Origin of the sequence: Winogradskyella sp., from assembly GCF_965656915.1 — a bacterium.
Taxonomy (GTDB): domain Bacteria; phylum Bacteroidota; class Bacteroidia; order Flavobacteriales; family Flavobacteriaceae; genus Winogradskyella.
In genome coordinates, this window is sequence record NZ_CBFHMI010000005.1 from 56,673 (window position 1) to 83,657 (window position 26,985).

Below are 26,985 nucleotides of genomic sequence, written 5' to 3' on the forward strand. Positions count from 1 at the left end.
TATTTTAGGCATCATTTTTAATAACATAAATTCAATATGAAAATTCTTAAGTATTCTTTATGCGCTTTTCTTATGATTTCAGTAAGTGCATTTGCTCAAAATGAAATTAAACCAGAGCGTAAACCTGGTCATACTAACGAAAACAAATTTAAGCAGTTGTATGACGAGTTTGCCACACCTAATATGTTTAGAACAGGTTCTGGAGCTCCTGGTCCAGCATACTATCAGCAGCAAGCGGATTATAAAATGGATATTGAAATTGATGATGACAATGCTCGTCTATATGGTGATGAAACAATTACTTACACAAACAATTCACCCGACGAATTAAAATATTTATGGGTGCAATTAGATCAGAACATGCGTGCCAAAGATTCTAAATCTCCACTAATTAACAGTTCTGGTATAGGACCAGCAACAACGTCATCTAGAGCCGTAAGATCTTATTTAAAAGAAAGATTCGACGGAGGTTTTAATATCGAGCATGTTAAGGATATTAATAACAACGACTTACCTCATACAATTAACCGCACAATGATGCGCGTAGAGTTACCAAAACCAATGAAGACTGGAGATAAGTTTTCATTCAAAATAAAGTGGTGGTACAATATTAATGATCACGTTAAGGATGGTGGTCGTTCTGGTTTTGAGTATTTTCCAGAAAATGATAATAGAATTTATGTAATGGCACAGTTCTACCCACGCATGGCTGTTTATAATGACGTAGAAGGTTGGCAGAATTCTCAATTTTGGGGACGTGATGAATTTGCGCTTCCATTTGGAGATTTTGATGTAAATATTACAGTTCCAGCAGATCATATCTTAGACGGGACAGGTTATTTAGTCAATAGAGAAGAAGTATTTACTAAAGATATGTTGAAACGATTTAAGCAGGCAAAGAAATCTTACGATGAACCTGTAATGATTGTGACTCAAGAAGAGGCAGAGAAAACTGAAAAGACCAAAAGTAAGGATAAGAAAACCTGGAAGTTATCAGCACAAATGGTGCGTGATTTCGGTTTTGCAACATCGCGAAAGTTTTTATGGGATATGATGGCTGTAAAATTAGGTAATAGAGATGTAATGGCGGTTTCTTTATATTCTAAAGAAGGAAATCCGCTTTGGGAGCAATGGTCTACAAAAGCTGTTGCAAGTACTTTAAAGTCATATTCTCGAATGACGTTTGATTACCCATATCATAAAGCAATTTCTGTTCATGCACCTATGGGAATGGAGTATCCTATGATTTGTTATAATTTCGGAAGACCTGATAAAGATGGTAATTATTCTGATAGAACTAAATTTGGAATGATCAGTGTTATTATACATGAGGTAGGACACAATTTTTTCCCTATGATAGTTAATAGTGATGAGCGTCAGTGGACTTGGATGGACGAAGGTCTAAATACTTTTGTACAGTATGTAGCTGAACAAGATTTTGGTGAGTGGTATCCTGCTGCATTATCGCCAGGACAAGATAAATATCCATCACGTAGAGGACCTGCAAAAAACATTGTAAGGTATATGGGTGGTGATCAAGATTATATTGCACCAATTATGACCAAAGGTTTAAATACATATCAATTTGGTAGTAATGCTTACAGTAAACCAGCAACAGGATTAAATATATTGAGAGAAACAATAATGGGTCGTGATTTATTCGATTATTCTTTTAGAGAATATGCAAATCGTTGGAAATTTAAACACCCAACTCCAGAAGACTTCTTCAGAACTATGGAAGATGCGTCGGCTGTAGATTTAGACTGGTTTTGGAGAGGATGGTTTTACACAACTGATTATACCGATATAGGTGTTAAAGAAGTTAAGAAGTATGTAGTTACAGGAAATCCTAACGAAAATGGAAAGAAATTAGCAGAACGCTATAGAATGGATCCTAATAGTTTGGTGTACTTTGTAAAAGAAGGAGAAGAAGGTTATGATGAAGCAATGGAAAGTTCAACTTCAATGGATAATATTCCTACTGTAAAAGAATACATAATGGACAATTTTACTCCAGAAGAGCAAAAGGAAATGAAAAAAGCACCTAAGTATTTCTACCAAGTGACGTTTAATAAGCCAGGTGGACTTGTTATGCCGCTAATTGTTCAGTATGAATATGCAGATGGTACTAAAGAAAAAGTGACATATCCTGCACAAATCTGGAGACTTAATGATCAGGAAGCGAGCAGAGCAATTGCTAGTGACAAAGAAATAGTTGCAATTACTGTAGACCCAGATTTGGAAACAGCAGATATTGACACCTCTAATAATACGTGGCCTAGGGAAGTAAAAGAGAGTGAATTCGACAAGTTTAAAAACAAAGTCAAAAACTAAATAGAATTATTTAATAAAATTATGCCGACTTTAACGAGTCGGCTTTTTTTATTATATAAAGTCGCTCTATATTTGCAGTGTGATACAACAAATAACATTATTGTTTATCGGAGGAACCGAACTCATATTTATACTATTTATAGTAGTAATGGTTTTTGGTGCAGATAAAATTCCCGAAATAGCTCGTGGTCTAGGTAAAGGTATGCGTCAACTAAGAGACGCTACCAATGATATAAAGCACGAAGTCACTAAAAGTGCTAAAGAAAGCAATGTCATAGATACAGATGTTGCAGAGGACATCCAAGAAGAGTTGAATACCATAAAAGATGACCTAGAAGATTTTACAGGTTCTGTTAAAAGAAAGCTATAAATAGTTAATAGTCTAGCTTTTATGTATTTAATCGAATGATTGACCTTTAATCTTAGTTATTTAGCATTTCGCCTAAGTGTTATTTAGTAGAATTATTACTACGCTACCTTAGTAGAACCAAATCATCCTAAAATGAAGCTAAATAACTACCTACTTATTTACTTCTGTCTATTTTTAAGTTACTCTTACAGTCAAACTGAAAGGGATATCATTAACCGTATTGACAGTATAAATTCAATTGCACTGCGTCATTATCAAAATGACGATATAGTGAATGCTTTCAATTTTTATAATGAGTCATCCAGACTTTCTGACTCCATTAAAGATAATTATGGAAGCTCAGTAGCTAATTTTAATCTTGGTAAAATCTATACGCACATGCAAGATTGTAATAATGCAGAGGAAAGCTATATCGATATGCTTCAAAAGGCTATTGCAATAGATGATAATTATCTAATTGCTAACTCCTATTTGAGTCTTGGAAAAATGTATAGGAATGAAAAGACTATTGAAGAAGTTATTCCTTATTATAAAAAGGCACTAAAATTCGCATTAAAGGATGATGTAAGTGATCAGAATAATATTGATAAAAGTAATCAAGTTTTATTTGATGTTAGATTAAGCCTGGCAGATGTTTATATTGAAACAAAGCAATTAAACGAGGCACTGACATATCTTTTAAAAGCACAAAATAATATCGAAAATATGTTCTGGTCCTAACTATTATTTAAACGAATATTTGAGTTATACATTTGGGTTGTATTTTGTTAAAAAGGAATCTTATAATTTAGCAAACAATAAATTTATTGACACTAGTCGATTGTTGAAAGAATGTGGTTCAGAAATCAATGCGGTTAAATGTAATTTACTCCTCAGTAAGGTATATAAGAAATTGTCGACATCCTATGCTGCCTTAGATAAAACTGACGAAGCTTATTCAGCTTTAATGTCACACAATGAAGCGAGAGAACAGTTTTTTAATGCAGAAAAAATTAAACAAGAACAAATTGCAGAATCTAAACTGTTAATTGCAAATTATAAACAAGAAGCTGCATCTGCGATACAAGAAAAGTTAGTACAAGAAAAGATTTCTAAAAGAATAAAACTTTTAAATATTGGTTTTATTTTCGTTATTATTATTCTAATGGTTTCTTTTCTAGTCATCTATAAGAATTTTAAATCTAAGCAAAAATTAAGTAATATTCTTAAAGTTAGAAATAAGCAATTGGAAATTTCTAAAAACGAAGCTGAGAAGTCATCAGAGTTAAAGACAAAATTTATTTCTAATGTCACACACGAGTTAAGAACGCCACTCTACGGAGTTGTAGGTTTAACCTCATTATTATTAAATAGTAAAGACTTATCAGCGACTGATACAAAATATTTAAAGTCACTTAAATATTCTGGTGATTATCTTCTTAATTTAGTTAATGATATTTTACAGATTGGTAAAATGGAATCTGAAAAGGTAGAGCTTAAAAATGTCTCGGTAAATCTGAGAACCTTAATAGATAATATTATCAATTCTTTTCAAAATGGATTAGTAGAAAACAATAACCAAATACAAGTTACAATAGATGATACTATTCCTCAATTTATTAAGTGTGATAATGTGAGATTATCTCAAATACTTATTAATTTAATTGGTAATAGTGTGAAGTTTACCGAAAATGGAAAAATATGTGTAAGAGTCTTTAAAGTAAATAGTACTGATGATAAAGTTTTGTTACGATTTGAAGTTGAAGATAACGGTTCTGGTATAGATAAAGAACAGCACAAAAAAATCTTTGAGAACTTCTCTCAATTACACGAAAACACTAATATAAACTATCAAGGAACTGGTTTAGGATTAGCTATTGTTAAGAACTTAGTAGAACTTTTTGATGGTAATCTAGAATTGGAAAGTGAATTAGGTAAGGGCAGTATCTTTAGCTTTAATATTACCTTAAGTATTGATAATGAAGCTATAAAAGAATCTATTGAAAAAAGAAGCAAGAAAAATATAGTATCGTTAAATACTGGATATAAAATCTTAGTTGCTGAGGATAATAAGATTAACCAAATAGTAACTAAAAATTTATTGAATAAAAAGAATTTCGAATGTCAGATTGTTCAAAACGGATAAGAAGCTTTAGATGCTTTAAACGTTAATCATTTTGATTTAATATTAATGGACATTAATATGCCAACCATGAATGGAAATGAGGCTACTAAAGAAATTAGAAAGTTTAATCCAACGATTCCTATTATTGCTTTAACTCCAGCAGATATTGAAGAAGTTAAGAGTGAATACTTATCTATTGGTTATAATGGCGTGATTACAAAACCATTTGATAACTACGAGTTTTTCCAAATGATAAATACAAAAATTCAGGAAAGTCTCTTAGAGAAAGTATCATAATTCAAAAAAGCATAAGGATATAATTACTTTTTTCGGCTAATGGTTAACCCATCTCTTATAGGAAGTAGAACTGTTTCAATACGTTTATCATTTTTAAGAAGCGTATTGTAATTTACAACAGCTTGTGTAGAATGATCTTTTTTACTGATGGGTTTTACAACCTTACCATGCCATAATACATTATCTGATAGTATAACACCACCTGGTTGTATTTTATCGATAATTAAATGAAAGTAATTACTGTAGTTTGGTTTATCTGCATCTATAAATACTAGGTCAAACATATCATCTAATTTTGGTATAATATCAATAGCATTGCCTGTATGCTGAACTATTTGATTGCCAAATCCAGATTTATCAAAATACTTCCTTTGAAAATCTACTAATTCCTCATTAATATCTATGGTATGAATTTTGCCATTTTGTTCTAGTCCTTCAGCTAAGCAAAGTGTAGAATAACCTGTAAAGGTGCCTAATTCTAAAATTGATACAGGGTTAATAAGTTTAGAAATCATGCTTAATACACGTCCTTGATAAGGACCGCTAAGCATAATGGGCTGTAATATTTTCTGATAAGTTTCTCTAGTTAATTGTTGCAACAACTCTGGTTCTTGCTCAGAATGTTTAACAATATAGGAGTCTAAATCTTCTGGTAAGAAATACACTATGATAATATTCGTTTAATCAACTTATCTTTCGAATCTGCATTGTCTCCACAAAGCCATTGAATAACATTATCTTCCCAAATAGCGTTGCGTTCTGGTTCGGTAATTATATGACGATCTACTGCTAAATCTAATATTTTCCCGGGATAGGACGATTGTTTTATACTTTCCATCTCTCCTAAAGGATAAGGATCATCGAGACCCATTAAAACTTGTTTAGAGCCTTGATTTTGAATTAACAATTGCAATCCGCCAGTATCATGCACTAGGGTATCAAAGAAAATATTCTTATGTCCAACGGCTTTTCTTGGGTGGCTTTTACCTTTAAATAAATCTGGTCGGCCATCGAAACCTTGGATACGTCTTCCTAAGTTTATTTGGGCGAGTTGCCCTCCATGAGCGAAACATACACGCATATTTTTGTATTTTTCATAATAACCATTTAAGGTTAGGAAATGATAGGCGTCTGCACATTGGGCTAACATCCAGATGAGATGAAATCTCCAGGATGTATTTTCTAATTTTATGAATTTTTCTCCATCATAAGGGTGAACTTCTACAGCTAAATTATACTTATCTGCTAATTCAAAAATAGGTTCATTCTCTTCATCAAAAATACATCGCCAAGTACCAATTGTATCCATGTAATGTGTTGGTAGGCACAGTAATTGTAGACCTAATTCTTCAACACAGCGCTCAATTTCCCAACAGGCACCTCTTACAAATCCAGGATGCACTACAAATCCACAAGTAAATTTACTTGGATTTTCATGCTGTATTCTTGCATTAAAATCATTTTGAAATCTTAAAGCTTGCTTCATTTCTTCTAAACGCAACCCATTACCATATAGCTGAGAAAGATTTAAAACCACGGCATGGTCGATTTTAAAATGCTCCATCCAAGCTAACTTTTCATTTAAGAAAAAACTAGAGTCCGTTATAGGCCTGTTCCAGTCTTTTTGAAGCATGTATTTCCTGTCCTTATCTACCCAAAATATACCTTTATCTTTCATGAATTCAGGTATTTCTTCTGGATAAGGAAGAAGATGTGAGTGACCGTTAATTCTAAGTTTGCGTTTACTCATTCACTTGTACTTTCTTAGGTGGTTGCATTACTTCACCACAGTTAGGACAACTACGTTTCTCTTTGTCACCATAATATTTATCAAAGATGGCTGGCATGTCAGTTTCAATATTATCTAGTGTGAAATCTTCTTCGTATAATTTGGTAGTACAATTTTCACAAAACCAAATTAGTGCATCTTTTACACCTTTTTCCCTTGGATATTCAATAACCAAACCAACCGTATTTGCACCACGCTGTGGAGAATGCGGCACTTTTGGAGGCAATAGAAAAATATCTCCTTCTTTAATATGAATGTTTTTTGGTGTGCCTTTATCAATTATTTTTAAAGTAATATCACCTTCTACTTGATAGAAAAATTCTGGTGTTTCGTTATAATGATAATCTTTTCGGCTATTAGGGCCACCAACGACCATGATTATAAAGTCTCCATCTTTCCATACCACTTTATTACCGACAGGCGGCTTTAATAGATGTCTGTTTTCTTCAATCCAAGCCTTAAAATTTATTGGAGGATATATTTTACTCATAGTTTTAAATTTAAATAGGTAATTCCTTAAAGTTACAAACTTTTTGTTCTACCGCCATCTACTGGTAAGTTTATTCCATTGATATAGCTAGCACGTTCACTTGCTAAAAAAGTGATGGCATCAGCTAATTCTTCTGGTTTGGCAAACCGTTTAGCCGGTACGGCAAATTTCATTGTATTTGATGCTTCTACTTCAGTTTTACCAGTCTTTGCAGATTTATTCTTTATAATTTCTGTTAGCCTTTCGGTACCTGTGGCTCCTGGTAAAACATTATTCACGGTGATATCGAATTGACCTAGTTCATTAGCTAGAGTCTTACTCCAGTTAGCTACAGCTCCACGAATAGTATTACTAACACCAAGTCCATCCAAAGGTTGTTTTACCGATGTCGAAATCACATTAATTATTCGTCCATATCCTTCATCTTTCATAAAAGGAACAACGGTTTGAGCTAACACATGATTGCATTTTAAGTGTTGTGTAAACGCATTTTCAAATTCTTCTATTTTAGCAGAAAACACCGGTCCACCAGCTGGTCCACCAGTGTTATTTACTAATACATGGAATCCATGATGTGTTTTTATATAGTTTTCAACCTTTTCTTTTAATTCTGTTGGATTGGAAAAATCAGCAACAATATAATCGTGATTACGGTGCTGAGGCAATTCAGCAAGTGTAGCTTTCAGCTTTTCTTCATTTCTTGCAATTAAAGTGACTATTGTTCCTTCCTCGGCTAACGCTAAAGCCGTTGCTTTACCAATTCCTGAAGTGCTACCGCATACTAAAGCGTATTTATTATTTAAATTTAAGTTCATTTACTTAATCAATTTAAAACTATATATAATTTTATCCGCAACCTCTAAATAGTCGTTATACTCCTGTTCTGTAGCGGAGTAGGTTAATACATAAGCGGTGTTGTTTTTTAGCACAAATACTTGCTTAAATTGTAAAATCGTTCCATTTCCGAAGTCATTAGACCAAATAACTTCTCGTGCTTTTTCATCTCCTAAATCTACATTTTTGTTAGAAATAATTTTTGCATCTGGAATTTGTAGTTTGATCTGATCTATTGAGAGCTTTGCATAAGATTCTGGTGTAAAAATTTGACCTTGTAATGACTCAGTTACCATATTTATACTCTCTCTAAAATTATCCTCCTTTAAGGAACTTTCTGCAGTGGTCAACAAAAATTGGACAGAAGGTTGTGGTTTTTGATCACTCTCGGACCAATCTGACGGATAGTTAATAGAATAATTATCTTTTGCTAAGGTGTTCCAATTATCTTGAGCTTGTAGTGTAAAGCCGAAAATAAAAAGTAATAAGAATGTGATTTTAAATTTCATAGTTTTAATTATTTAATATTTTATACAAACATTTTTGGGTTCTGTAAAAAAACGTAAGGCTTCAAATCCACCTTCGCGACCAACTCCAGAAGCTTTTACACCACCAAAAGGTGTGCGTAAATCGCGCATCATCCAGGTATTTACCCAAACAATTCCAGCCTGTAATTGATTACTCATATGCATGGTGCGCTTTAAGTTATTTGTCCAGATGGTTGCTGATAAGCCATACTTTACTTTGTTTGCCAGATGTAGCACTTCATCTTCAGTTTTAAAAGACATAATGGTAACTACAGGTCCAAAAATTTCTTCTTGGTTAACGCGGCATTCGTCATTTAGCACCTCAATGACTGTTGGCTCTAAATAATAGCCATTTTCATAACCTTTAATAGTAACTTCATTGCCACCACATAAAACGGTACCGTTTTCTTCTTTGGCAATGTTTATGTAGTCCTTAACTTTTTCTAAATGTGGTTTTGAAACTAAAGCTCCAATATTGGTGTCTTTTTCTGAAGGATGACCAACTTTTAAGGCTTTTACTTTGGCAACAAAATCATTTTTAAATTTTTTATAAATTGAAGCTTCTACAAAAATTCGACTTCCACATAAACAAATCTGACCTTGATTGGCAAATGAAGAACGCACTGTAGTATCTAACATATCCTCATAATCGCAATCTGCAAAAATGATATTTGGATTTTTACCACCTAATTCCAAAGACAATTTCTTGAACATTGGTGCCGCAACTCTCGCAATATGTGCTCCTGTTGCTGTACCACCTGTAAAACTGATGGCTTTAATATCTGGATGCTCTATAATGGCTTGCCCAGCTGTTGTACCCAGTCCGTGGACAATGTTTAAAACGCCTTTGGGTAAACCAGCTTCAATACATAGTTCTCCTAAAAGAAAAGCTGTCATTGGTGTGATTTCACTGGGTTTTGCAACAACGCAATTACCTGCAGCAAGTGCTGGTGCAATTTTCCAGGTAAACAAGTAAAGAGGAAGATTCCAAGGTGAAATACAGCCAACAACTCCTATGGGTTGACGTAAGGTATAGTTAATGGCATTTTGTCCAACTGATTCATGACTTTCACTTGCAAATTGTGTTATGGCATTACCAAAGAACCTAAAGTTACTTGCCGCTCTCGGTATATCAACAGCTTTTGCCAAACTAATCGGTTTGCCATTATCTAAACTTTCGGCTTCTGTAAACTGTTGTAAATTTTCTTCTAATAATTCAGAAATCTTAATGAGAATACGACTACGTTCTTCAAAAGTAGTTTGTGACCACTTTATAAAGGCAGACTTGGCACTTTGAAAAGCTTTTTCTATATCCTCTTTTGAGGAATTAGGGATTTGCCCATAGACTTCTCCATTTGCTGGATTATAGTTATCTATCCAATTTTTTTTAATTGGGTTAGTGAATTTGCCGTTGATGTAGTTTTTTATTATAATCAAAACTTTAGTTTAACGCGTTTCTTTTAAAATTTCTTCAATTATTTTTTCGATATTGTCAATGTTCTCTTCCCAACTAATAATCCTATATAAATAATCGTCTAAAATGTTTTCGAACTCAATATTATTAAATATATCATACTTATTGACTTTTAAAGTTGATTCTTCTTTCCAATTTAAAGGACCGTATTTGTCTATATCTTTTAAAGCGTAATTTTTATTCAAATAAGGGATTATATCTTTATCTATCTTGATTTCTACACGTTTATATTGAGCATCAAAATCCTTTAACGCACTTTGCCATTTATAAAGCTGGTCTTTAAGTTTCTTGTTTTTGAGTAATTTTAATCTGCCAGATTGTATGAGATCATTTACTGTATTTTCACTTGGTCTAAACTCTCCAGGCTCTAGAACAAAAAACAATAAACTATCTGGGTTGTTTTTTACAATATACGCTTTGGGCTTACCAAAAAGACTCAAAACTTTATAACTAATTTCTTTAGCGGTATTTGATTCTAGTTTTGTGTTCTTTAATAGTTTCTTATTTGCAGAAAACTCATCATGAAGATTTTGAAGTATAGTACTTTCTTCTAAATCTTCCTTTCTGTTCTCATTCCAAGTATTTATTTGTAGAGCAATAAGAATTCCAATAACAACCAAGATAATCTCACCAATAGCATATTTAAAGTACTTGCCCGTTTTGTTTTCAATTAGTAAAGATTGTCTGATATGGCGGAAAAACTTAATCAAATTAAGATTTCTTATAAGCCATGACCTTAATTTCTATTACCAAATCAGGATGCGGTAATTGGTGTACAGCAACTGTTGTTCTGGTTGGACCAGTTTCTTTTTCAAAGAATTCCGCATAAGCTCTGTTATAGTCAGCAAAGTCATTCATATTTACTAAAAATGAGGTAACATCAACCACATCTTTTAAAGTCGCTCCTACTTTAGCCAAATTCTTATCTATACTTTTTAAAACTTCTTGTGTTTGGGTGTAGGCATTTAGCTTTTTAGTGCCCATGTCATCAATAATATCCACTCCGGCAATGCTATTGTCTGGTCTTCGTGAACTTGTACCAGAAACAAATATAAAATTACCGACTTGTTTTACATGTGGATATGCTCCTCGTGGTGTTACAATTTTTTCGCTCATATATTTTTCTTAATGCAATCCTGCAATTTTATCGTCTTCTAAAATGGTATCGGTTTCCTTTATAACTTTATCTAATAGTGTTCTTATATCATCAGTTGATTCAATAATGCCGTCAGCAAGCATGTTAAGAATTGCCTTATCTTGTGCTCTTCCTCTTAACATAGCTTCTCTGTAACCAATATGTTCATTAAAGGTAACTAAACTATATTTTGAAGAATAGTGTTTAGGGAATTCCTTTTCTAAAGCCATTTCAATTTTTCGTTTTTCTTGAAATATGGCTTGCCCTACATGATCTTTCATTTCGTGAAAGTTGTCAACAGCAAGGTCTGCTATTGCGTCTGTATCTTTCTTTCTGGTTTTTTCATATTCAGAAAAAACGTTTTCCCAGTTACCTTGATGCTTTTCTAAAACGGCATCAAATTCTACGACGTCTTCAAATGAGGCATTCATTCCTTGGCCATAAAACGGCACAATAGCATGTGCAGAATCTCCCATCAATAATGTATTACCTTTATAATGCCAAGGCGAGCATTTAATGGTTCCTAAAGGAGCTGTTGGGTTTTCAAAAAAGTCGTCTACTAAATTTGGCATCAATTCTAAAGCATCTGGAAATTCTTTTTCAAAGAATTCAACTACGATTTCTGGTGTTGTGAGATTATTAAAATTGTATTCACCTCCATCGTAGCTCAGAAATAGTGTTACGGTAAAACTACCATCTAAATTTGGTAAAGCAATGACCATAAAGTCACCTCTTGGCCATATATGTAAGGCATTTTTATAGGTTTTATAACTACCGTCTTTATTTGGAAGAATACTTAATTCTTTATACCCATGCGTTAGCCATTGTTGTGAAAAACTAAATAAAAATTTGCGCTCTAAAAAGTAACTTTGTCGTAATGCAGAACCAGCTCCATCTGTTGCTATGATACAATCTGCATCTTCAATAAATTCTGTTTTAGATTTATAATCCTGAAAATGTGCTGTTGTATTTTCAAAATCCACAGACAGACATTTTTTACTAAAGTGAATTTTAACATTTTCGTGTTTTTCGGCTTCATCAAGCAACATTGCGTTTAATCCTTCGCGAGAAATAGAGTTGATATACTCATGTTCTCGTCCGCTATAATTAGATAAAAAGGTGTTTCCTTCTTTATCGTGCAACATACGACCATTCATGGGTATGCATAGTTTTTCTACCTTATCTTCAAGACCGACCATTTTCATGGCTTTATTGCCGCGATCAGAAAATGCTAAATTGATAGATCGTCCCGCTGAGATGTCTGTTTTTCGTAAATCTGGTCGCATTTCGTAAACTGTGACATTGTAACCACGTTGTCCTAGTCGTAATGCTAGTAAACTTCCGCAGAGTCCTGCTCCGATAATTAATATATTTTGTTGTTTGTTACTCATTTAAAATAGCTTTCATTTTTTTAACCATTAGATAAACATCTTTATATGAATTGTATAAAGGCACAGGCGCACATCTAATGACATCGGGATCTCGCCAGTCACTAATTACACCAGCTTCTGTCAGTTTTTGGTGTAAGGACTTGTCAGCGTTTAAAACCTGAATAGATAATTGACAACCACGTTCTTCTGGATCAGATGGTGTGATGATTCGTATGACACCTTCTCCTAAATCTTTTAGCAGGAATTCAAAATAACTTGTTAGTCTTTTTGACTTTTTTAAAAGCTTATCAAAGCCTACTTCATTAAACATATCTAAAGATGCTTTTATGGCTGCCATGGATAGAATTGGTGGATTGCTTAATTGCCATCCTTCTGCTCCTGGTAGGGCGTCAAATTCATGACGCATATTAAAACGTGTTGCTTTATTATGGCTCCACCAACCTGTAAACCGATTTAAGTCTTTATTATATGCATGACGCTCATGTACAAAACAACCTGATAAACTTCCAGGTCCTGAGTTTAAATATTTGTAGGTGCACCACACCGCAAAGTCAGCACCCGAATTATGTAAATCTAAATTGACATTTCCTGCTCCATGAGCACAATCAAATCCAACCATACAACCATAACTATGCCCTAATTCTGCAGTATGTTTTAAGTCGAAGAATTGACCTGTGTAGTAATTGACTCCACCAATCATTATTAAAGCAATTTCATTGCCATGTGCTTCAAGAAGATTTTCTAAATCTTCATATCGTAATAACTCTTCATTTTCTCTTGGTGACCAAAGTAGTAATCCTTCTTTGTCATCATACCCGTGATGGCGTAATTGTGATTCTACAGCGTATTTGTCTGACGGAAAAGCATCACTTTCAATAAGAATCTTATAACGTGTTTTTGTTGGTTGATAAAACGAAGCCATCATAAAATGAAGATTAGCCGTTAACGAATTCATCGTCACGACTTCAATGGGTTTAGCACCTACAAGTTTAGCTGAACTTTCAGTTAAGAATTCGTGATAACCTAACCACGGATTTTTAGCTTCTGTATGACCTTCTACACCAAGATTTGCCCAATCTTCAAGTTCTTGGTTAATATACACTTTAGTAGACTTTGGTTGTAGGCCTAACGAATTTCCACAGAGATAAATGAGCTCATTTCCATTTTTGTCTTTTGGGATATGAAACTGTTGTCTGTAACTTGCTAATTCGTCTAATGTATCTTGTTTTTTGGCGTATTCTAGACCAAGTTTGTAGTCGGACAAAGTGAAGTGTTTTTCGATTTGTAACAAAAATAAGGATTTAAAGCATATGAATAAAGGTGTTTTTTACCCTTAATTATTTTAGTTATCTTAAAAAAAAGAAATTGAAAAATGGGAAAAATAAAAGAATATGATAACGGTGAAGTCACCGTAGGTTGGGAAGCAGACAAATGTATTTATTCGGCAAAATGCGTAAAAAATTTACCAAATGTATTTCAGCCAAATGAACGGCCTTGGATAAAAATTGATGCGTCTTCTACTGATGCATTGGTTGAAACGATTAAAAAATGTCCATCTGGTGCATTGAGTTACAAAATGAATAATACTAAAGTCGACTCTGCAAAATCAAGTGAGATTAAAGTTGAAGTTTTAGAAAATGGACCACTTTTAGTTTATGGAACACTACACGTAACGGATATGAACGGCAACGTAGAAACAAAAAAGAGAACAACAGCATTTTGTCGTTGTGGTGCCTCGCAAAATAAACCATATTGCGATGGAGCGCATGAACAAGCAGAGTTTAGAGGCTAAAAAAGTAAAAGCACTTTAGCTCGTAAGTTAAAGTGCTTTGATATATATAGGCGCCATAAGGCGGAAAATGTAAGCTATACGTTTTGGTCTAATAGACAGACGTGAAACTTACATTATAGTATGCAAAAGTAATGCCAGATTTTTAGTCTTCCAAGGTAATGCTAACATTAGTAAAGTTTAAATTCCAGTTACCATTATCTTTTTTATGATCAATAGCAATTTTAATACCGTTAAAATCTTTATAGTTTTCAAAGGTATTAGATAAAGATGGTTCTGCAGAATTACCTCGTCTATAGGTCCATTCTTTGATTAAGTAGTTGCTATCATAATAAATATCATAAGCATCACCAGGCGTGTAACCTCCTTCATTAGGATAGCTTATGGTTATCATATCTAGTTGATCTTTATTAATTGGTGATTTTGCTTTTTGAGGCTCAGATATTGTGGCAGACCTATCCCAAACTAATTGAAAAGGGACAAACAGCCAAAATTTGTCATTAATAAAAGCTCTGTCTGGTCCAATATGAGTGCTGTCTATTTTGCTTCTTGAGTATTCAATAGATCCTGTGTAATTTGTAAAAACTACCGCATCTTCTTTAGGTTTCCAAACCCAAGATCGACCATCACCTTTAATAGTATCTCTATCTACCTTAAACGTGAACTTCACTTCTGAAACATTTTTCCAATTTTCAAACCCGTGGGCAATTGCTATTTTTTCTGCGATAGTTAATTCTTTTACATCTTCAAATGTTTGTTTTTCTGAGGTTTCAGATTTACAAGCCGAAACCAGCATTAAACAAATCAATCCTAGGTATAATGATTTCATATTAAAAGAAATTTTAATTTTGATGCAAAATTAACCAACGATGGATGACAACACTAATTATTTTAAGGTAAATAAGAATACTTGGAATAAAAAAGTAGCTATACATGTACAGAGTAAGATGTATAATATGGATGCTTTTAGAGCTGGGAAATCTTCATTGATGCCATACGAGTTAAAAGCTTTAGGAGATGTGAACGGAAAATCTCTTTTACATTTACAATGTCATTTTGGTCAGGATACCTTGAGTTGGAGTAGAATGGGAGCCAAAACTGTTGGAGTGGATTTAAGCGACGAAGGTATAAAATTAGCAAAACAACTGAATACTGAACTGAAGCTGAACGCTGAATTTGTGTGTTGTAACGTCTTAGATACTTCACAACATATTAAAGAGAAATTTGATATTGTTTTCACAAGCTATGGAACTATTGGCTGGTTACCAGATTTAAAACCTTGGGCAAAAATGATTTCTGAGCGACTAAAAGAAGGAGGTGTTTTTTATATTGTTGAGTTTCATCCCATATTATGGATGTTTGATTATGCAGATGGTCAACCTATAATGAAGTACCATTATAATCAAGACGAAGTCATATATGACGAATATGAAGGAACCTATGCGGATAATGAATCTAAAATGATTAGTAAAGAATATGGTTGGAATCATGGTTTAAGCGACGTAGTTAATGCACTTATTGAAGCAGGATTGCAGATTGAATACCTTAATGAATACGATGAAAGCCCTTATGATGTTTTTCCGGAATTAATAAAGCAAAAAAACGACATGTATAAGATGAAAGATAAGTTGTTTCCTATGCTGTTTGAAATAAAGGCGTCTAAAAAATAAAAAGCCAATCTTTTAAATTGGCTCTCTGTAATTAATGTTGTTCATCTTTCTTTAAAATATCAGGAAACTTTGCTTTAAACCGATTGAGTCTTGGTATTGAAACATTTCTTATATAACCTTGATTTGGATGACGTTTTTCATAATCCTGATGGTAGTCTTCTGCTACCCAAAATTTTTGAAAAGGGTATATTTCTGCCGCTATTTTGGCATCTAATTCTTTAGCCAAGGCTGCTTTTTTAACTTCAATAATCTTTTTCTGTTCATCATTTTGATAGAAAATAATTGATCTATACTGAGAACCTCGATCTGGACCTTGTCCATTGACTTGTGTTGGGTTTTGAGAACCAAAGTACACATCGACCAAGGTTGCGAAACTCACAACTTCAGGGTCGTATATGACTTCTACTGCTTCTGCATGGCGAGTTCTACCTGTGTTACTTTGCTCGTAGGTTGGATTTTCAGTAAATCCACCAGAATAACCACTTATAACTTGGTCTACACCTTTAACGCTTTCGTAGATAGCCTCAACGCACCAGAAACATCCACTTGCAAAATAGGCTCTTGCCTTGCCGTCTTGTAACGGAACCTCAATTGGCTCGGCATTTATTACTTCTTGTTGTTTTGGGTTTTCCTGTGCTTGATTGTGGCAGCTAAATAACAAGCTAAGGCTTAAAATGTAAAGTAAATTTTTCATAATGTAATGTTTCTTCTTCTATAGACGCACAAAATTACAATTCCTTAAAGTGAATTATTTTAAAATTATATTAAATAAAAAAACCTTCACTACTAGTGAAGGCTTTTAAATATGTTTAGAGTCTAGTTTATTTGCTTAGTTTGGCAAATAACTTATCCATTTTTGCTTTTTCTTCTTCTGCTAATGCAGCGTCAACTAAAATACGTCCACTATGTTCATCCGTAATTACTTTTTTACGAGAAGCAATCTCAACTTGCACTTGCGGAGGAATTGTAAAGAAAGAACCACCAGAAGCACCACGTTCAATTGGTACAACAGCTAAACCATTCTTTACGTTATTTCTTATTCTGTGATATGCATTTACTAAACGCTCATCAATTTTCTTTTGATAATCTGCAGATTTACCAAGAAGTGCCTCTTCTTCTTTTTCAGTTTCCTTAAGAATCTCATTCAGTTCACCTTTCTTATGCTTAAGGTGTGCCTGACGATCTTTTAAACGCTCTTTAGTTTCTGAAATAACTTCTTTTTTCTGCTCAATCTGAACTTCAAATTCTTTGATGTGCTTTTCAGCCAATTGAATTTCTAATTCTTGAAACTCAATTTCCTTAGTCAATGAGTTGTATTCTCTGTTATTTCTAACATTGTTTTGTTGCTCACTGTATTTTTTGATTAAGGCTTTTGCTTCTTCAATGAGATTCTTTTTGCCTTTAATCTCATCATCAATAATAGCTAAGCTATCATTAAGTTTGTCCATTCTTTTGTTAAGTCCTTCAACTTCGTCTTCTAAATCTCTAACTTCTAAAGGAAGCTCACCTCTGACATTTCTTATTTCGTCTACTCTTGAGTCAATTAATTGTAAATCATATAGTGCTCTTAATCGCTCTTCAACAGAAACTTCAGCTTTTTTTGCCATAATTATAAATACTTTACCGGATTTGTATTTGTCTTTGATAAAATGATTGCAAAATTAGTAATTTTTTTTGAGAGATAGTCTACTAAAAACGATTTTGTGAACTGTTCACTTTCATAATGACCAATATCTGCTAAAATGATTTGATTTTCGGCACTGAAAAAATCATGATATTTTAGGTCTGCCGTTACTAACAAATCGGCATTCGCTTTCTTGGCCGCAGAAATTGCAAAACTACCAGAGCCTCCTAAAACTGCGATTCGTTTTATGGGTTTTTCTAATAGTTTGGAATGTCTAACGCAACTAGCATTCATTTTAGTTTTTATATAGTCTAAACAAGAAGTTGCATCCATAGGTTCGTCTAATTCACCAATCATTCCCATACCAATATGCTGATTGTTATTTTCTAAAGTTGTTATCTCGTAAGCTACTTCTTCATATGGATGTGATTTAAACAAAGCTTTTAATACTTTTGATTCTAAATGCTTTTTAAAAGTAACTGATATTGCAGTTTCATTTTCTGTATGTAAGTGTCCTTTTTGTCCAATAACTGGGTTAGAATCTTCATTACCTAAATACGTACCTTCTCCATCTACATTGAAACTACAAGATTCGTAATTTCCAATACTACCAGCACCGGCATTAAACAAACTCCGCCTCAAGGTTTCAGCATTGTCTTTAGGTACATGGGTTTGTAACTTCTTTATTGTACCTGATTGCGGAATAAGAATTTGCTTGTTTTTTAATCCTAAATGATCGCAGATAATTGAATTAACACCCTCAATAGCATTATCTAAAGCTGTGTGAATAGAAAAAATTGCGATATTATTTTGAATTGCTTTTATAACAACACGCTCAACATATGTATTACCATTTAATTTTTTAAGTCCTTTAAAAATAATAGGATGAAAACTAACCACAAGATTGCAGTTATTATCCAAAGCTTCATCAATTACCGACTCTAAAGTGTCTAGCGTTACGAGGATTCCAGAAACTGATTGATCTCTGTCTCCTACCAAAAGGCCTACATTATCAAAGTCTTCGGCATATGCTAGTGGTGCTAGTTCTTGCAAGTGATTAATTACATCTTGTACTATCATAAGTGCTTATTTGTTTCAAAAATAATATATTTTCGTAGTCATGAAGTTGATCCGTATCATATTATTCCCAATTACACCTATTTATTTTCTGGTGACTTGGTTGCGAAATTGGTTGTATGATGTTGGACTAAAAACTTCAAAATCTTTCGACTTTCCTGTTATCTGTGTGGGTAATTTAAGTACCGGAGGAACGGGAAAATCTCCAATGATAGAATATCTTATAAGATTATTAAAAGATAGTAAATCTGTCGCAACCTTAAGCAGAGGTTATAAACGACATACTGAAGGATTTATTTTAGCAGATGATACGGCATCAGCAGAAAGTTTAGGTGATGAACCTTTTCAATTTTATACTAAGTTTGAAGGCATTAAAGTTGCTGTTGATACCAATAGACAAAATGGTATTAAGATGCTCAGGACTTTAGAGGATAAGCCTGAAGTCATTTTACTTGATGATGCCTATCAGCATAGAAAAGTAAAAGCTGGTTTTAATATACTGTTAACCGCATATAATCAACTGTTTTGTAACGACATTGTATTACCTACAGGTAATTTAAGAGAGCCTAGAAGTGGAGCAAAACGCGCACATGCTATTGTGGTTACAAAGTGTCCTGAGAATCTGAAAGCAGAAGAAAAAGAGAATATTATCAAACGATTAAGAATAAGAGATACACAACAAGTTTACTTTAGTACTATTGATTATTCCGAAATCGTAAAATCACTAAAAAAAGAATTAGAATTAAAGAGTTTACCAAGATTTACCTTGGTTACTGGTATTGCAAATGCAAAACCTATGGTGAATTATTTGAGTAGTTTAGGATTAAAATTCGATCATTTAGAATTTCCTGATCATTATAGTTTTAAATCATCAGATGTTGAAATTTTCAAATCGAAAACTTTGATTTTAACTACAGAAAAAGATTATGTAAGATTATCTGTAAATGAAGATTTGAAAGAGAAACTATATTATTTACCTATTAAAATAATATTAGACAAAGAGGCTGAGTTTAAAGCTATGATTGAGAATTTTGTGGCTTAAAAGAAACTAGACACTACTTTCTCTCCAGATAATACTGTAAACAGTTTCTTTTCAAAATCTTCTTGCTTAAACGGTTTAGAGATAATATCATTAAAACCAGCTTCACCAAATTCCTGCATTTTATCTTCTAAAGTAACCGCAGTTAAAGCAAAAATTGGCATTTCCTTATTAAACGTTCTGATGATTTTGGTAGCTTCTAGTCCACTGATACCAGGCATATGAATATCCATAAGCACTATGTCATAGTTAACAGCTTTTACCTGTTCTACAGCATCTTCACCATTATCTACCACATCACAATAAAGACCCATTTTATTCAAGATCTTTTTAGTAATCATCTGGTTAATCTTGTTGTCTTCTACAACTAAGATTTTTACATTGTTTAAATCCAAATCTTCCATCTTATTAGATTTTTTAACTTCTACTACTTTTGGTTGTATTTGTGCTTTAGCATATTCTAAAGGAATTTCGAAGAAGAATGTAGTGCCTTTGCCGAGCTCACTCTTTAAGTAAATTTTACCTCCTAGAATTTGAATAAGTCCTTTTACAATTGATAAACCAAGGCCTGTTCCTCCATACTTTCTATTAATTTGTACGGAGCCCTGAGAGAAACTCTCAAACATGTGGTCTTGTTTTTCTTTTGTAATTCCAATACCATTATCTTCAATTTCAAAACGAAGCCTGTACAATTTGTCTTTCTGATCAATTTTGTAAGCTCTTACCCAGATGTCTCCGTCTTTTGTGAATTTAATAGCATTACCGAGTAGGTTAATTAAGATTTGGGAAATCTTTAACTGGTCACCATTGAAATTTTCTGGTAAACCATCTTCATAGTCAAAATGTAATTTAGTACTATTATCCTTTGCAGAATTACCGAGTGCAGAAACTACATTTTCTATTTTGTGTTTAAGGTTAAATACTTCAGGGTCTAGTTCAACTTTATTAGCTTCTATTTTATTGATCTGTAGGATATCATTAATAAAAGTTAATAAATAGTCGCCTGAAAATTTTAATGATTTTAAATGCGCTATTTGATGTTCTTTTGGATCTTCATCTAACAACATATTAGTTAATCCTGTAACAGCATAAAGTGGTGTTCTTAATTCGTGAGTCACTGTAGATAAGAAATTAGCTTTTGTTTTAGAGGCTAATTCTGCTTTCTCTTTTGCAACAATAAGTTCATCATTTTTTTTATGAAGCATATTGTTGGTTTTAAGTCTAATATTGTTGTTTTTGTATAGGGATAGAGTCAGTAGAGATAAAATTGTAATTAATGCAATGCTTAGTATTGTTGTAATTCTTGTAAAATTACTCTCTTTACTTAGTTCATCCATTTGATTTTTTAACTGGGCATTTTCAGCATCTTTATATTCATTTATAGATTGATTGGAGATACCTGTTACCAGATTTTCTCTTTTGATATTTAAAAGTGAATCTGAAAGATGCATATGATTTTTTACATATAAATAAGAGTTTTTAAAGTCTCCTTTCTCTTTATATACATCGCTTAAAATTAAATAGGCTCCATTAATGATTTCAGGTAAATTATAGAATTCTGCTATAGATAAACCTTCTTTGGCTTGAGATAGCGCTATGTTATTATTTCCTAAGGCACTTGATACCTTACTGTTTTCTATTAATGCGCTACTTAAAAGCCTTCTCTGATTGTATTTCTTAGAAATTATAATGGTTTGCTCTAATTGTGCTTTAGCATCCTCATAACGTTGTAGTTGAATAAGAGCTTTTGCCTCGTTTAGTGTAACTTCAGAGATGTATTCCTCTAAGTCTTCTTGTTCATAAAGACTTTTAGACGATTTAAAATAATCTAGTGCACTTTCATAATCTTCTCTGGTACTCAACATTACTCCTTTAATGTTGTAGGTAACAGCTAAATTCTGGTAGTCGTCATTTTCTCGTTGAATTTTTATTGCAGTAGCAATCGATATATTAGCTTGATCCTGTTTGTTTACAAGAAATTGAACTTTAGCTATTTTTGTATGGATTATTCCTTGACTAGTTTTATCATCAATTTTTTCAGCAATAGCCAGAGCTTTATCAAGGTTGTCTTTAGCATTATAATAGTCGCCACGATCGCTTTCAAGCTTTGCTTCAACGATGTGATTTTCTAGGCGTAATGAGAGTACATCCTTATCTTCCTCTAGTGGTTGTTGAGCGACAATTAGAGTGCAAAAACTAGCTAAAAAAACAAATATGTAATATTTGATTCGGGACATTTCAGCGAACTTAATTTAAACAAATATAATTATTTATTCGACAAAAGTGCTTTTTTATCCGATAAATTGCAAATTAATTCTAAAATTCTTGAGCTATATCCAGTTTCATTATCGTACCAACCGACAATTTTTACCATGTTTCCGATAACGGAAGTCATCAAAGAATCAAACACACAAGAGTGTGGGTTACCTACAATATCTATAGAAACAATAGGGTCTTTAGTATATTCTAATATGCCTCTTAAATCAGTCGAGGCTGCTTTTTCAAAAATTGAATTCACCTCTTGTATTGTAGTATGTTGTTCTATATTAATGGTAATATCTGTTAATGAGCCATTAGCAACAGGAACTCTAATACCACATCCACCAATAACATCTGAAATATCTGGAAATATTTTTGTTAAAGCCTTAGCAGCACCTGTTGTTGTAGGGACTATTGATTGACCAGCAGCTCTTGCGCGCCTTAAGTCATTATGTGGTTGATCATGCAAACTTTGGTCTGTCGTATAAGAATGAATCGTGGTGATATAAGCTTGTTTTATACCAAAATGCTCTTTTATTAGCGCAATCATTGGTGCAGCATTATTGGTGGTACAAGATGCGTTGGAAATTATTGACTCAGTACCGTCAATAACATGGTCATTAACACCTAGTACTATGGTTTTAATGCTGTCTTCCGTTGATGGTACAGATAGGATTACTTGTTTTGCACCATTATCTATATGGTATTGTAATTCTGCTCTAGATTTAAACTTACCAGTAGATTCAATTACAAAATCGGGTTTGCAATGTGACCAATTTATGTCTTTTGGGTGAGCTTTATTGTAAAGCGGTATTGATATACCGTTTACAATTAGATGGCCATTATTGTGAGAAACCGCTTCATCTAAGACGCCATGGATACTATCGTATTTTAATAAATGACTAAGCGTTTTAGCATTTGCTAAATCATTAATTGCTATAACTTGTATTTGAGGATGTTGGAGTGCAAGTCTAAAAACACGACGACCAATTCTGCCAAAACCATTAATGGCGATTGTAATCATTAGTTAATATGCTTTTGAGCTTTGTAAGAAGATCTTACAAGAGCACTACTTTCTACGTGTCTAAATCCTAAATCGAGACCAATTTCTTCATATTCTTTAAACTCATCAGGATTTATAAATCGTTTTACTGGTAAATGTTTTTTACTAGGCTGTAAATATTGTCCAATAGTTACAACGTCAACATCATTTTCTCTAAGATCATGCAGTGTTTGTATGACTTCTTCTCTCGCTTCCCCAAGACCTAGCATTATGCCAGACTTAGTTCTACGCTGACCTTGTTGCTTTAAATATTTTAATACTTCCATGCTTCGCTCATACTTAGCTTGTATACGTACTTCACGGGTTAATCGTCTTACAGTTTCGATATTATGAGAGACAACTTCTGGCGCGACTTCAATAATACGATCGATGTGTTTTTCAATGCCTTGAAAATCTGGTATCAGTGTTTCTAAAGTAGTTTCTGGGTTCATTCGCCTTACAGCTTTCACTGTTTCTGCCCACATAATACTACCCATATCCTTTAAATCATCTCTATCTACACTCGTTAAAACGGCATGTTTAATTTGCATTATTTTTATTGAACGTGCTACTTTTTCTGGTTCATCCCAATCTACATCTTCCGGTCGACCTGTTTTTACACCACAAAATCCACAAGAACGTGTACAGACATTACCAAGAATCATAAAAGTCGCGGTACCTTCACCCCAACATTCTCCCATATTAGGACAACTTCCAGATGTACAAATAGTATTAAGTTTATACTTATCTACAAGACTTCTTAGTTCGGTGTATTTTTTTCCTGTCGGCAGTTTAACACGTAGCCATTTAGGCTTACGTTCTGGTAATATATTTGAAGCAACTTTTGTTTCCATAAATTTTCTATTTCAGGAAGCAAAGATACGAAGTAAAAAATTAAAATTACTTAAAGTAATGTTAGATACCATAAGCTAAAACCAATTAAAAATACAATACCCAGCCATGATAATATATGGAGTTTTAATGAAGGTCTCCAATCTTTTGGAGTGTGCTTGCTGCATATCAATTTATAATTGATAATAGCATAGAAAGGTGCTGTAATAAATGATAAAATTGTAGCTATTTTAATGAGTAATCCCATTTCTGACGCAAAAGCAAAAAAGATAATTAGTGTACCAATGGTTAACAATAAGATCCAGAATAGATAACTTTTTTTAAATGATGTATTGCTCAGTAATTCAACACTTTTTGACATTGCTCTTGGTGACGCGTCTAAAGTGGTTATTGTTGTACTAAACATGGTGGTAAAAGCAGCTATACCTATAATAATATAGGCCCAGCTTCCCAGGCTTTTTGTATACAAATCTATAAGCTGATTAGAAAAGACTGAAGCTTTATCACTAAATGTTTCACCAGAATTATACATTACGAAGTATCCTAAACATAAAAATGAAATTCCTAATACAATAGCACCTAAATAACCAATGTTAAAATCTAATAATGCTGTTTTTGGTGTAAACGATTTTTCGTTTTTTTTCTTTTCAATAGTCCAGATGGAGTGCCAAACGCCAATATCTAAAGGGGCTGGCATCCAACCCATAAAAGCAATTAAAAAGGCTATCTCTATTGAATTTTCAGGCCAAATTTGAGTGAATGAAAGGTTTGATTCAAATTCCGTAAAAGCAAAGTAAACCGCTAATATGGTGCTTATTGTAAGCACTATGATTATTACTTTTATGAGTTTGTCTAAAGTGTTGTATTTACCAAGAAAAAGAATGAGCAAGCATATTATTAATATGATTACGGTCCATATCTCAACACTGCTAATAACTTCAAAACCAAAATTTAAAAAGCTTATGTCTCCAAATAGTGAATTTGCCAAACCAGCAGTAACTATGGTAACAGCAGTTTGTATAGTAAACATTGTGGCAAGATTTAGAACAAAGTAGATGCCCAAAACACTTTTACCAAGTTTATTATAACCCTCTAAAAGACTTTCACCTGTAGCAGATGCATAACGAGGACCAAATTGAAAGAATGGATATTTAAATAAAGTAACTAATAGTAGTGGCCAAAGTAAGCCTAAGCCAAAATCTGCACCTGCTCTAGTAGATTGTACCAAATGAGATACACCTATTGCAGCACCTGCAAAAAGTAATCCTGGTCCTAATTTTTTTAAGTTAGAAAGATTCATTTTTTAGTAATAATTGTTTTAGTAATAATTGCGGCGAGTAATTTTTTAGCCCTAAGTAATTTCACTTTTACGTTATTGATAGGCTCATTAAGCTCTTCTGAAATTTCTTTATAACTTAATTCTTGAAAAAATCTTAGATTAATTATCTCCTGATAATGAGGTTTTAGTTTTTTAATATCTCTTAAAAGCTTTGCTAGATTTTGTTCAGTAATAATTGTATCTTCAGGAGTAGGTGAATCATCAATGATTTCAAAGTAATTTTCTTCGTTATCTTTTGATGTGTTTCTTATTGATTTCTTCCGCTTTCTAACTAAATCAATATGAATATTCTTGGAAATTGTAATGAGCCAAGTTTTAAATTTATAATCTTCCTTGTAAGTATCTATTTTATCAAAAGCTTTAGAAAATGTCTGTATTGTAATGTCTTCAGCGTCATTTTCATTTTCTGTTCGCTTTAATTGAAACGCATAAACATCATTCCAAAACGTATCTAAAAGAGTATTAAATGCTATTTGGTCATTCTTTTTGGCTTTTTGAATTACATCTTTTATTTCCAATGTTTGGGCTTAGATAACAAATTAGCAATAAAGATACTTAATTGTATAGGAATTAAAAATAATTCTAAAATGGGTCCTAATAGAATAAGATCTCTTTCATCTAGTTGTTTGGCAAAAAAACCAAGACACAAGAGTTGAATGATAAATCTTATGCTAATTAGAATAATAACCGAAAGCCATGGATAACCTATTAATAGTAAGATACTTAAAAGAAACCAAAACATTAATTGTGAAAAATAGAATAAGCCCAATAGAAACTTATGTTTCCATTGGTAATATTTAGCTGTACTGATGTGTCGTCTTTTTTGTAAAAACCAATCTTTAAACGATTCTTTAGGCTTTGAAATAGTAAAACTATCCTTAGTATAACATGCAGCAGTATTAATATTAGTTGCGACTTTATTAATAAATAAATCATCATCACCAGATTTTAAATGCATATGATTTTGAAAACCAGCATTATTAAAAAAAAGCTCCTTTCTGTAAGCCATATTTCTGCCCACTCCCATATAAGGAATGCCTAAATTGGCAAAAGAGAAATATTGTATGGCGGTCATCAATGTTTCAAAGCGAATGAGTTTATTTAAAAACGATAATGATTTTTTCTCATAAGCTCCATATCCTAACACAATAGATTTTTTGTTAGAAAAATTACTACAAATGTGTGTTAGCCACTTGTTAGAATACGGTTTACAATCTGCATCGGTAAACACCAAAAAGTCATTTGATGACGCTTTAATCCCTAAGGTTAGTGCATATTTCTTATTTCCCCAAAACGTTTCAATTGTTTTTACATCAACAAGTTTAACGTTCTTATGTTGAGCTGCAAATGTTTTCATAACATCTAAAGTGTCATCATAAGAACTATCATTAACCAAAACGACTTCAAAGTTTGGGTAGTCTTGATTTAGTATTAATGGAAGATTTATTTTTAAATTTTCAGATTCGTTCTTGGCACAAATAATTACAGATACAGAAATACTTTTCTTTAATCTAAAATCTGCACGTTTAAGAGCAAATGAAAACAAAAA

27 protein-coding genes and 1 pseudogene are annotated in these 26,985 nt (G+C 32.8%); 8 read left to right on the top strand and 20 right to left on the bottom strand.

What is annotated here, in order from left to right; all coding sequences use genetic code 11:
• Positions 1-36 precede the first annotated feature (36 nt).
• From ACTG3Y_RS03050 to ACTG3Y_RS03070, 5 genes and pseudogenes are all read left to right on the top strand, one after another.
• Entirely contained in the window at positions 37-2,334 is a 2,298-nt protein-coding gene (locus ACTG3Y_RS03050) for a M1 family metallopeptidase (protein WP_439151452.1), read from the top strand.
• A gap of 79 nt (positions 2,335-2,413) precedes the next feature.
• Entirely contained in the window at positions 2,414-2,704 is a 291-nt protein-coding gene (locus tag ACTG3Y_RS03055) for a Sec-independent protein translocase subunit TatA/TatB (protein WP_439151453.1), read from the top strand.
• A gap of 132 nt (positions 2,705-2,836) precedes the next feature.
• Entirely contained in the window at positions 2,837-3,424 is a 588-nt protein-coding gene (locus ACTG3Y_RS03060) for a hypothetical protein (protein WP_439151454.1), read from the top strand.
• 19 nt (positions 3,425-3,443) lie between these two features.
• Positions 3,444-4,829, top strand: a complete 1,386-nt coding sequence (locus tag ACTG3Y_RS03065; RefSeq protein WP_439151455.1) for a hybrid sensor histidine kinase/response regulator — start codon at positions 3,444-3,446, stop codon at positions 4,827-4,829.
• Positions 4,830-4,841: 12 nt separating this feature from the next.
• Positions 4,842-5,105: pseudogene (locus ACTG3Y_RS03070) on the top strand (response regulator); the annotation flags it as partial.
• 23 nt (positions 5,106-5,128) lie between these two features.
• On the opposite strand, the gene ACTG3Y_RS03075 reads toward ACTG3Y_RS03070, so the two are convergent.
• The 10 genes from ACTG3Y_RS03075 to kynU are packed head-to-tail and all read right to left on the bottom strand — an operon-like array spanning position 5,129 to position 14,009.
• A complete protein-coding gene (locus ACTG3Y_RS03075; RefSeq protein ID WP_439151456.1) occupies positions 5,129-5,770 on the bottom strand; it encodes an O-methyltransferase in 642 nt (213 codons plus the stop codon).
• Positions 5,770-6,855: an amidohydrolase family protein gene (locus tag ACTG3Y_RS03080; RefSeq protein ID WP_439151457.1), complete on the bottom strand. Its 1,086-nt coding sequence runs from the start codon at positions 6,853-6,855 to the stop codon at positions 5,770-5,772. Before ACTG3Y_RS03080 ends, ACTG3Y_RS03075 begins: the two co-directional genes overlap by 1 nt.
• Positions 6,848-7,384: a 3-hydroxyanthranilate 3,4-dioxygenase gene (locus tag ACTG3Y_RS03085; protein ID WP_439151458.1), complete on the bottom strand. Its 537-nt coding sequence runs from the start codon at positions 7,382-7,384 to the stop codon at positions 6,848-6,850. Before ACTG3Y_RS03085 ends, ACTG3Y_RS03080 begins: the two co-directional genes overlap by 8 nt.
• A 32-nt stretch (positions 7,385-7,416) precedes the next feature.
• On the bottom strand, positions 7,417-8,199 hold the full coding sequence (locus tag ACTG3Y_RS03090; RefSeq protein ID WP_439151459.1) for an SDR family oxidoreductase: 783 nt from the start codon (positions 8,197-8,199) through the stop codon (positions 7,417-7,419).
• Entirely contained in the window at positions 8,200-8,727 is a 528-nt protein-coding gene (locus tag ACTG3Y_RS03095) for a PsbP-related protein (RefSeq protein WP_439151460.1), read from the bottom strand.
• 12 nt (positions 8,728-8,739) lie between these two features.
• A complete protein-coding gene (locus ACTG3Y_RS03100) occupies positions 8,740-10,179 on the bottom strand; it encodes an aldehyde dehydrogenase (RefSeq protein ID WP_439151488.1) in 1,440 nt (479 codons plus the stop codon).
• Between the two features lie 12 nt (positions 10,180-10,191).
• Positions 10,192-10,929 (bottom strand): DUF6090 family protein, encoded by a 738-nt coding sequence (locus ACTG3Y_RS03105; protein WP_439151461.1) that lies wholly within the window; start codon positions 10,927-10,929, stop codon positions 10,192-10,194.
• 1 nt (position 10,930) lies between these two features.
• Positions 10,931-11,335 (bottom strand): RidA family protein, encoded by a 405-nt coding sequence (locus tag ACTG3Y_RS03110; RefSeq protein ID WP_439151462.1) that lies wholly within the window; start codon positions 11,333-11,335, stop codon positions 10,931-10,933.
• 9 nt (positions 11,336-11,344) lie between these two features.
• Complete coding sequence (locus tag ACTG3Y_RS03115; protein WP_439151463.1) at positions 11,345-12,745, bottom strand: FAD-dependent oxidoreductase; 1,401 nt, start codon at positions 12,743-12,745, stop codon at positions 11,345-11,347.
• Positions 12,738-14,009 (bottom strand): kynureninase, encoded by a 1,272-nt coding sequence (kynU, locus tag ACTG3Y_RS03120; RefSeq protein ID WP_439151464.1) that lies wholly within the window; start codon positions 14,007-14,009, stop codon positions 12,738-12,740. Before kynU ends, ACTG3Y_RS03115 begins: the two co-directional genes overlap by 8 nt.
• A gap of 108 nt (positions 14,010-14,117) precedes the next feature.
• Between kynU and ACTG3Y_RS03125 the strand changes: the two genes are divergently transcribed.
• Positions 14,118-14,537, top strand: coding sequence for a (4Fe-4S)-binding protein (locus tag ACTG3Y_RS03125; RefSeq protein WP_439151465.1), 420 nt, complete (start codon positions 14,118-14,120; stop codon positions 14,535-14,537).
• Positions 14,538-14,679: 142 nt separating this feature from the next.
• On the opposite strand, the gene ACTG3Y_RS03130 is transcribed toward ACTG3Y_RS03125, so the two are convergent.
• Positions 14,680-15,363, bottom strand: coding sequence for a hypothetical protein (locus tag ACTG3Y_RS03130; RefSeq protein WP_439151466.1), 684 nt, complete (start codon positions 15,361-15,363; stop codon positions 14,680-14,682).
• 40 nt (positions 15,364-15,403) lie between these two features.
• Here ACTG3Y_RS03130 and ACTG3Y_RS03135 point away from each other — a divergent pair, with 40 nt between their 5' ends.
• Positions 15,404-16,204 (top strand): class I SAM-dependent methyltransferase, encoded by an 801-nt coding sequence (locus ACTG3Y_RS03135; protein WP_439151467.1) that lies wholly within the window; start codon positions 15,404-15,406, stop codon positions 16,202-16,204.
• A 31-nt stretch (positions 16,205-16,235) separates the two neighbouring features.
• On the opposite strand, the gene msrA is transcribed toward ACTG3Y_RS03135, so the two are convergent.
• From msrA to ACTG3Y_RS03150, 3 genes are all read right to left on the bottom strand, one after another.
• On the bottom strand, positions 16,236-16,898 hold the full coding sequence (msrA, locus tag ACTG3Y_RS03140) for a peptide-methionine (S)-S-oxide reductase MsrA (protein WP_439151468.1): 663 nt from the start codon (positions 16,896-16,898) through the stop codon (positions 16,236-16,238).
• Between the two features lie 127 nt (positions 16,899-17,025).
• Positions 17,026-17,811: a zinc ribbon domain-containing protein gene (locus ACTG3Y_RS03145; protein WP_439151469.1), complete on the bottom strand. Its 786-nt coding sequence runs from the start codon at positions 17,809-17,811 to the stop codon at positions 17,026-17,028.
• Positions 17,812-17,813: 2 nt separating this feature from the next.
• Positions 17,814-18,908 (bottom strand): Nif3-like dinuclear metal center hexameric protein, encoded by a 1,095-nt coding sequence (locus ACTG3Y_RS03150; RefSeq protein ID WP_439151470.1) that lies wholly within the window; start codon positions 18,906-18,908, stop codon positions 17,814-17,816.
• Between the two features lie 40 nt (positions 18,909-18,948).
• On the opposite strand from ACTG3Y_RS03150, the gene lpxK reads away from it, so the two are divergent.
• Positions 18,949-19,947: a tetraacyldisaccharide 4'-kinase gene (gene lpxK / locus ACTG3Y_RS03155; protein ID WP_439151471.1), complete on the top strand. Its 999-nt coding sequence runs from the start codon at positions 18,949-18,951 to the stop codon at positions 19,945-19,947.
• Here the strand turns inward: lpxK and ACTG3Y_RS03160 are convergent.
• The 6 genes from ACTG3Y_RS03160 to ACTG3Y_RS03185 are packed head-to-tail and all read right to left on the bottom strand — an operon-like array spanning position 19,944 to position 26,982.
• Entirely contained in the window at positions 19,944-22,181 is a 2,238-nt protein-coding gene (locus ACTG3Y_RS03160) for an ATP-binding protein (protein ID WP_439151472.1), read from the bottom strand. The genes lpxK and ACTG3Y_RS03160 overlap by 4 nt on opposite strands.
• 29 nt (positions 22,182-22,210) lie before the next feature.
• Positions 22,211-23,227 carry a type I glyceraldehyde-3-phosphate dehydrogenase gene (gene gap, locus ACTG3Y_RS03165; RefSeq protein WP_439151473.1) on the bottom strand — a complete coding sequence of 339 codons (1,017 nt, stop codon included), beginning with the start codon at positions 23,225-23,227 and terminating at the stop codon, positions 22,211-22,213.
• On the bottom strand, positions 23,227-24,099 hold the full coding sequence (gene lipA / locus ACTG3Y_RS03170) for a lipoyl synthase (RefSeq protein ID WP_439151474.1): 873 nt from the start codon (positions 24,097-24,099) through the stop codon (positions 23,227-23,229). The genes gap and lipA overlap by 1 nt, the downstream gene beginning before the upstream one ends.
• 50 nt (positions 24,100-24,149) lie before the next feature.
• Positions 24,150-25,397 (bottom strand): NRAMP family divalent metal transporter, encoded by a 1,248-nt coding sequence (locus ACTG3Y_RS03175; RefSeq protein WP_439151475.1) that lies wholly within the window; start codon positions 25,395-25,397, stop codon positions 24,150-24,152.
• Complete coding sequence (locus ACTG3Y_RS03180; RefSeq protein ID WP_439151476.1) at positions 25,394-25,954, bottom strand: RNA polymerase sigma factor; 561 nt, start codon at positions 25,952-25,954, stop codon at positions 25,394-25,396. The genes ACTG3Y_RS03175 and ACTG3Y_RS03180 overlap by 4 nt, the downstream gene beginning before the upstream one ends.
• On the bottom strand, positions 25,945-26,982 hold the full coding sequence (locus ACTG3Y_RS03185) for a glycosyltransferase (RefSeq protein ID WP_439151477.1): 1,038 nt from the start codon (positions 26,980-26,982) through the stop codon (positions 25,945-25,947). Before ACTG3Y_RS03185 ends, ACTG3Y_RS03180 begins: the two co-directional genes overlap by 10 nt.
• Between the last annotated feature and the right edge of the window lie 3 nt (positions 26,983-26,985).

Bases quoted from the DNA above. Each gene is read 5' to 3' on its own strand.
- ACTG3Y_RS03050 (WP_439151452.1), top strand. From the start codon at position 37: ATGAAAATTCTTAAGTATTCTTTATGCGCTTTTCTTATGATTTCAGTA.
- ACTG3Y_RS03060 (WP_439151454.1), top strand. From the start codon at position 2,837: ATGAAGCTAAATAACTACCTACTTATTTACTTCTGTCTATTTTTAAGT.
- ACTG3Y_RS03080 (WP_439151457.1), bottom strand. From the start codon at position 6,855: ATGAGTAAACGCAAACTTAGAATTAACGGTCACTCACATCTTCTTCCT.
- ACTG3Y_RS03085 (WP_439151458.1), bottom strand. From the start codon at position 7,384: ATGAGTAAAATATATCCTCCAATAAATTTTAAGGCTTGGATTGAAGAA.
- ACTG3Y_RS03090 (WP_439151459.1), bottom strand. From the start codon at position 8,199: ATGAACTTAAATTTAAATAATAAATACGCTTTAGTATGCGGTAGCACT.
- ACTG3Y_RS03095 (WP_439151460.1), bottom strand. From the start codon at position 8,727: ATGAAATTTAAAATCACATTCTTATTACTTTTTATTTTCGGCTTTACA.
- ACTG3Y_RS03110 (WP_439151462.1), bottom strand. From the start codon at position 11,335: ATGAGCGAAAAAATTGTAACACCACGAGGAGCATATCCACATGTAAAA.
- ACTG3Y_RS03115 (WP_439151463.1), bottom strand. From the start codon at position 12,745: ATGAGTAACAAACAACAAAATATATTAATTATCGGAGCAGGACTCTGC.
- ACTG3Y_RS03125 (WP_439151465.1), top strand. From the start codon at position 14,118: ATGGGAAAAATAAAAGAATATGATAACGGTGAAGTCACCGTAGGTTGG.
- ACTG3Y_RS03130 (WP_439151466.1), bottom strand. From the start codon at position 15,363: ATGAAATCATTATACCTAGGATTGATTTGTTTAATGCTGGTTTCGGCT.
- ACTG3Y_RS03135 (WP_439151467.1), top strand. From the start codon at position 15,404: ATGGATGACAACACTAATTATTTTAAGGTAAATAAGAATACTTGGAAT.
- msrA (WP_439151468.1), bottom strand. From the start codon at position 16,898: ATGAAAAATTTACTTTACATTTTAAGCCTTAGCTTGTTATTTAGCTGC.
- ACTG3Y_RS03145 (WP_439151469.1), bottom strand. From the start codon at position 17,811: ATGGCAAAAAAAGCTGAAGTTTCTGTTGAAGAGCGATTAAGAGCACTA.
- ACTG3Y_RS03150 (WP_439151470.1), bottom strand. From the start codon at position 18,908: ATGATAGTACAAGATGTAATTAATCACTTGCAAGAACTAGCACCACTA.
- lpxK (WP_439151471.1), top strand. From the start codon at position 18,949: ATGAAGTTGATCCGTATCATATTATTCCCAATTACACCTATTTATTTT.
- ACTG3Y_RS03160 (WP_439151472.1), bottom strand. From the start codon at position 22,181: ATGTCCCGAATCAAATATTACATATTTGTTTTTTTAGCTAGTTTTTGC.
- gap (WP_439151473.1), bottom strand. From the start codon at position 23,227: ATGATTACAATCGCCATTAATGGTTTTGGCAGAATTGGTCGTCGTGTT.
- lipA (WP_439151474.1), bottom strand. From the start codon at position 24,099: ATGGAAACAAAAGTTGCTTCAAATATATTACCAGAACGTAAGCCTAAA.
- ACTG3Y_RS03175 (WP_439151475.1), bottom strand. From the start codon at position 25,397: ATGAATCTTTCTAACTTAAAAAAATTAGGACCAGGATTACTTTTTGCA.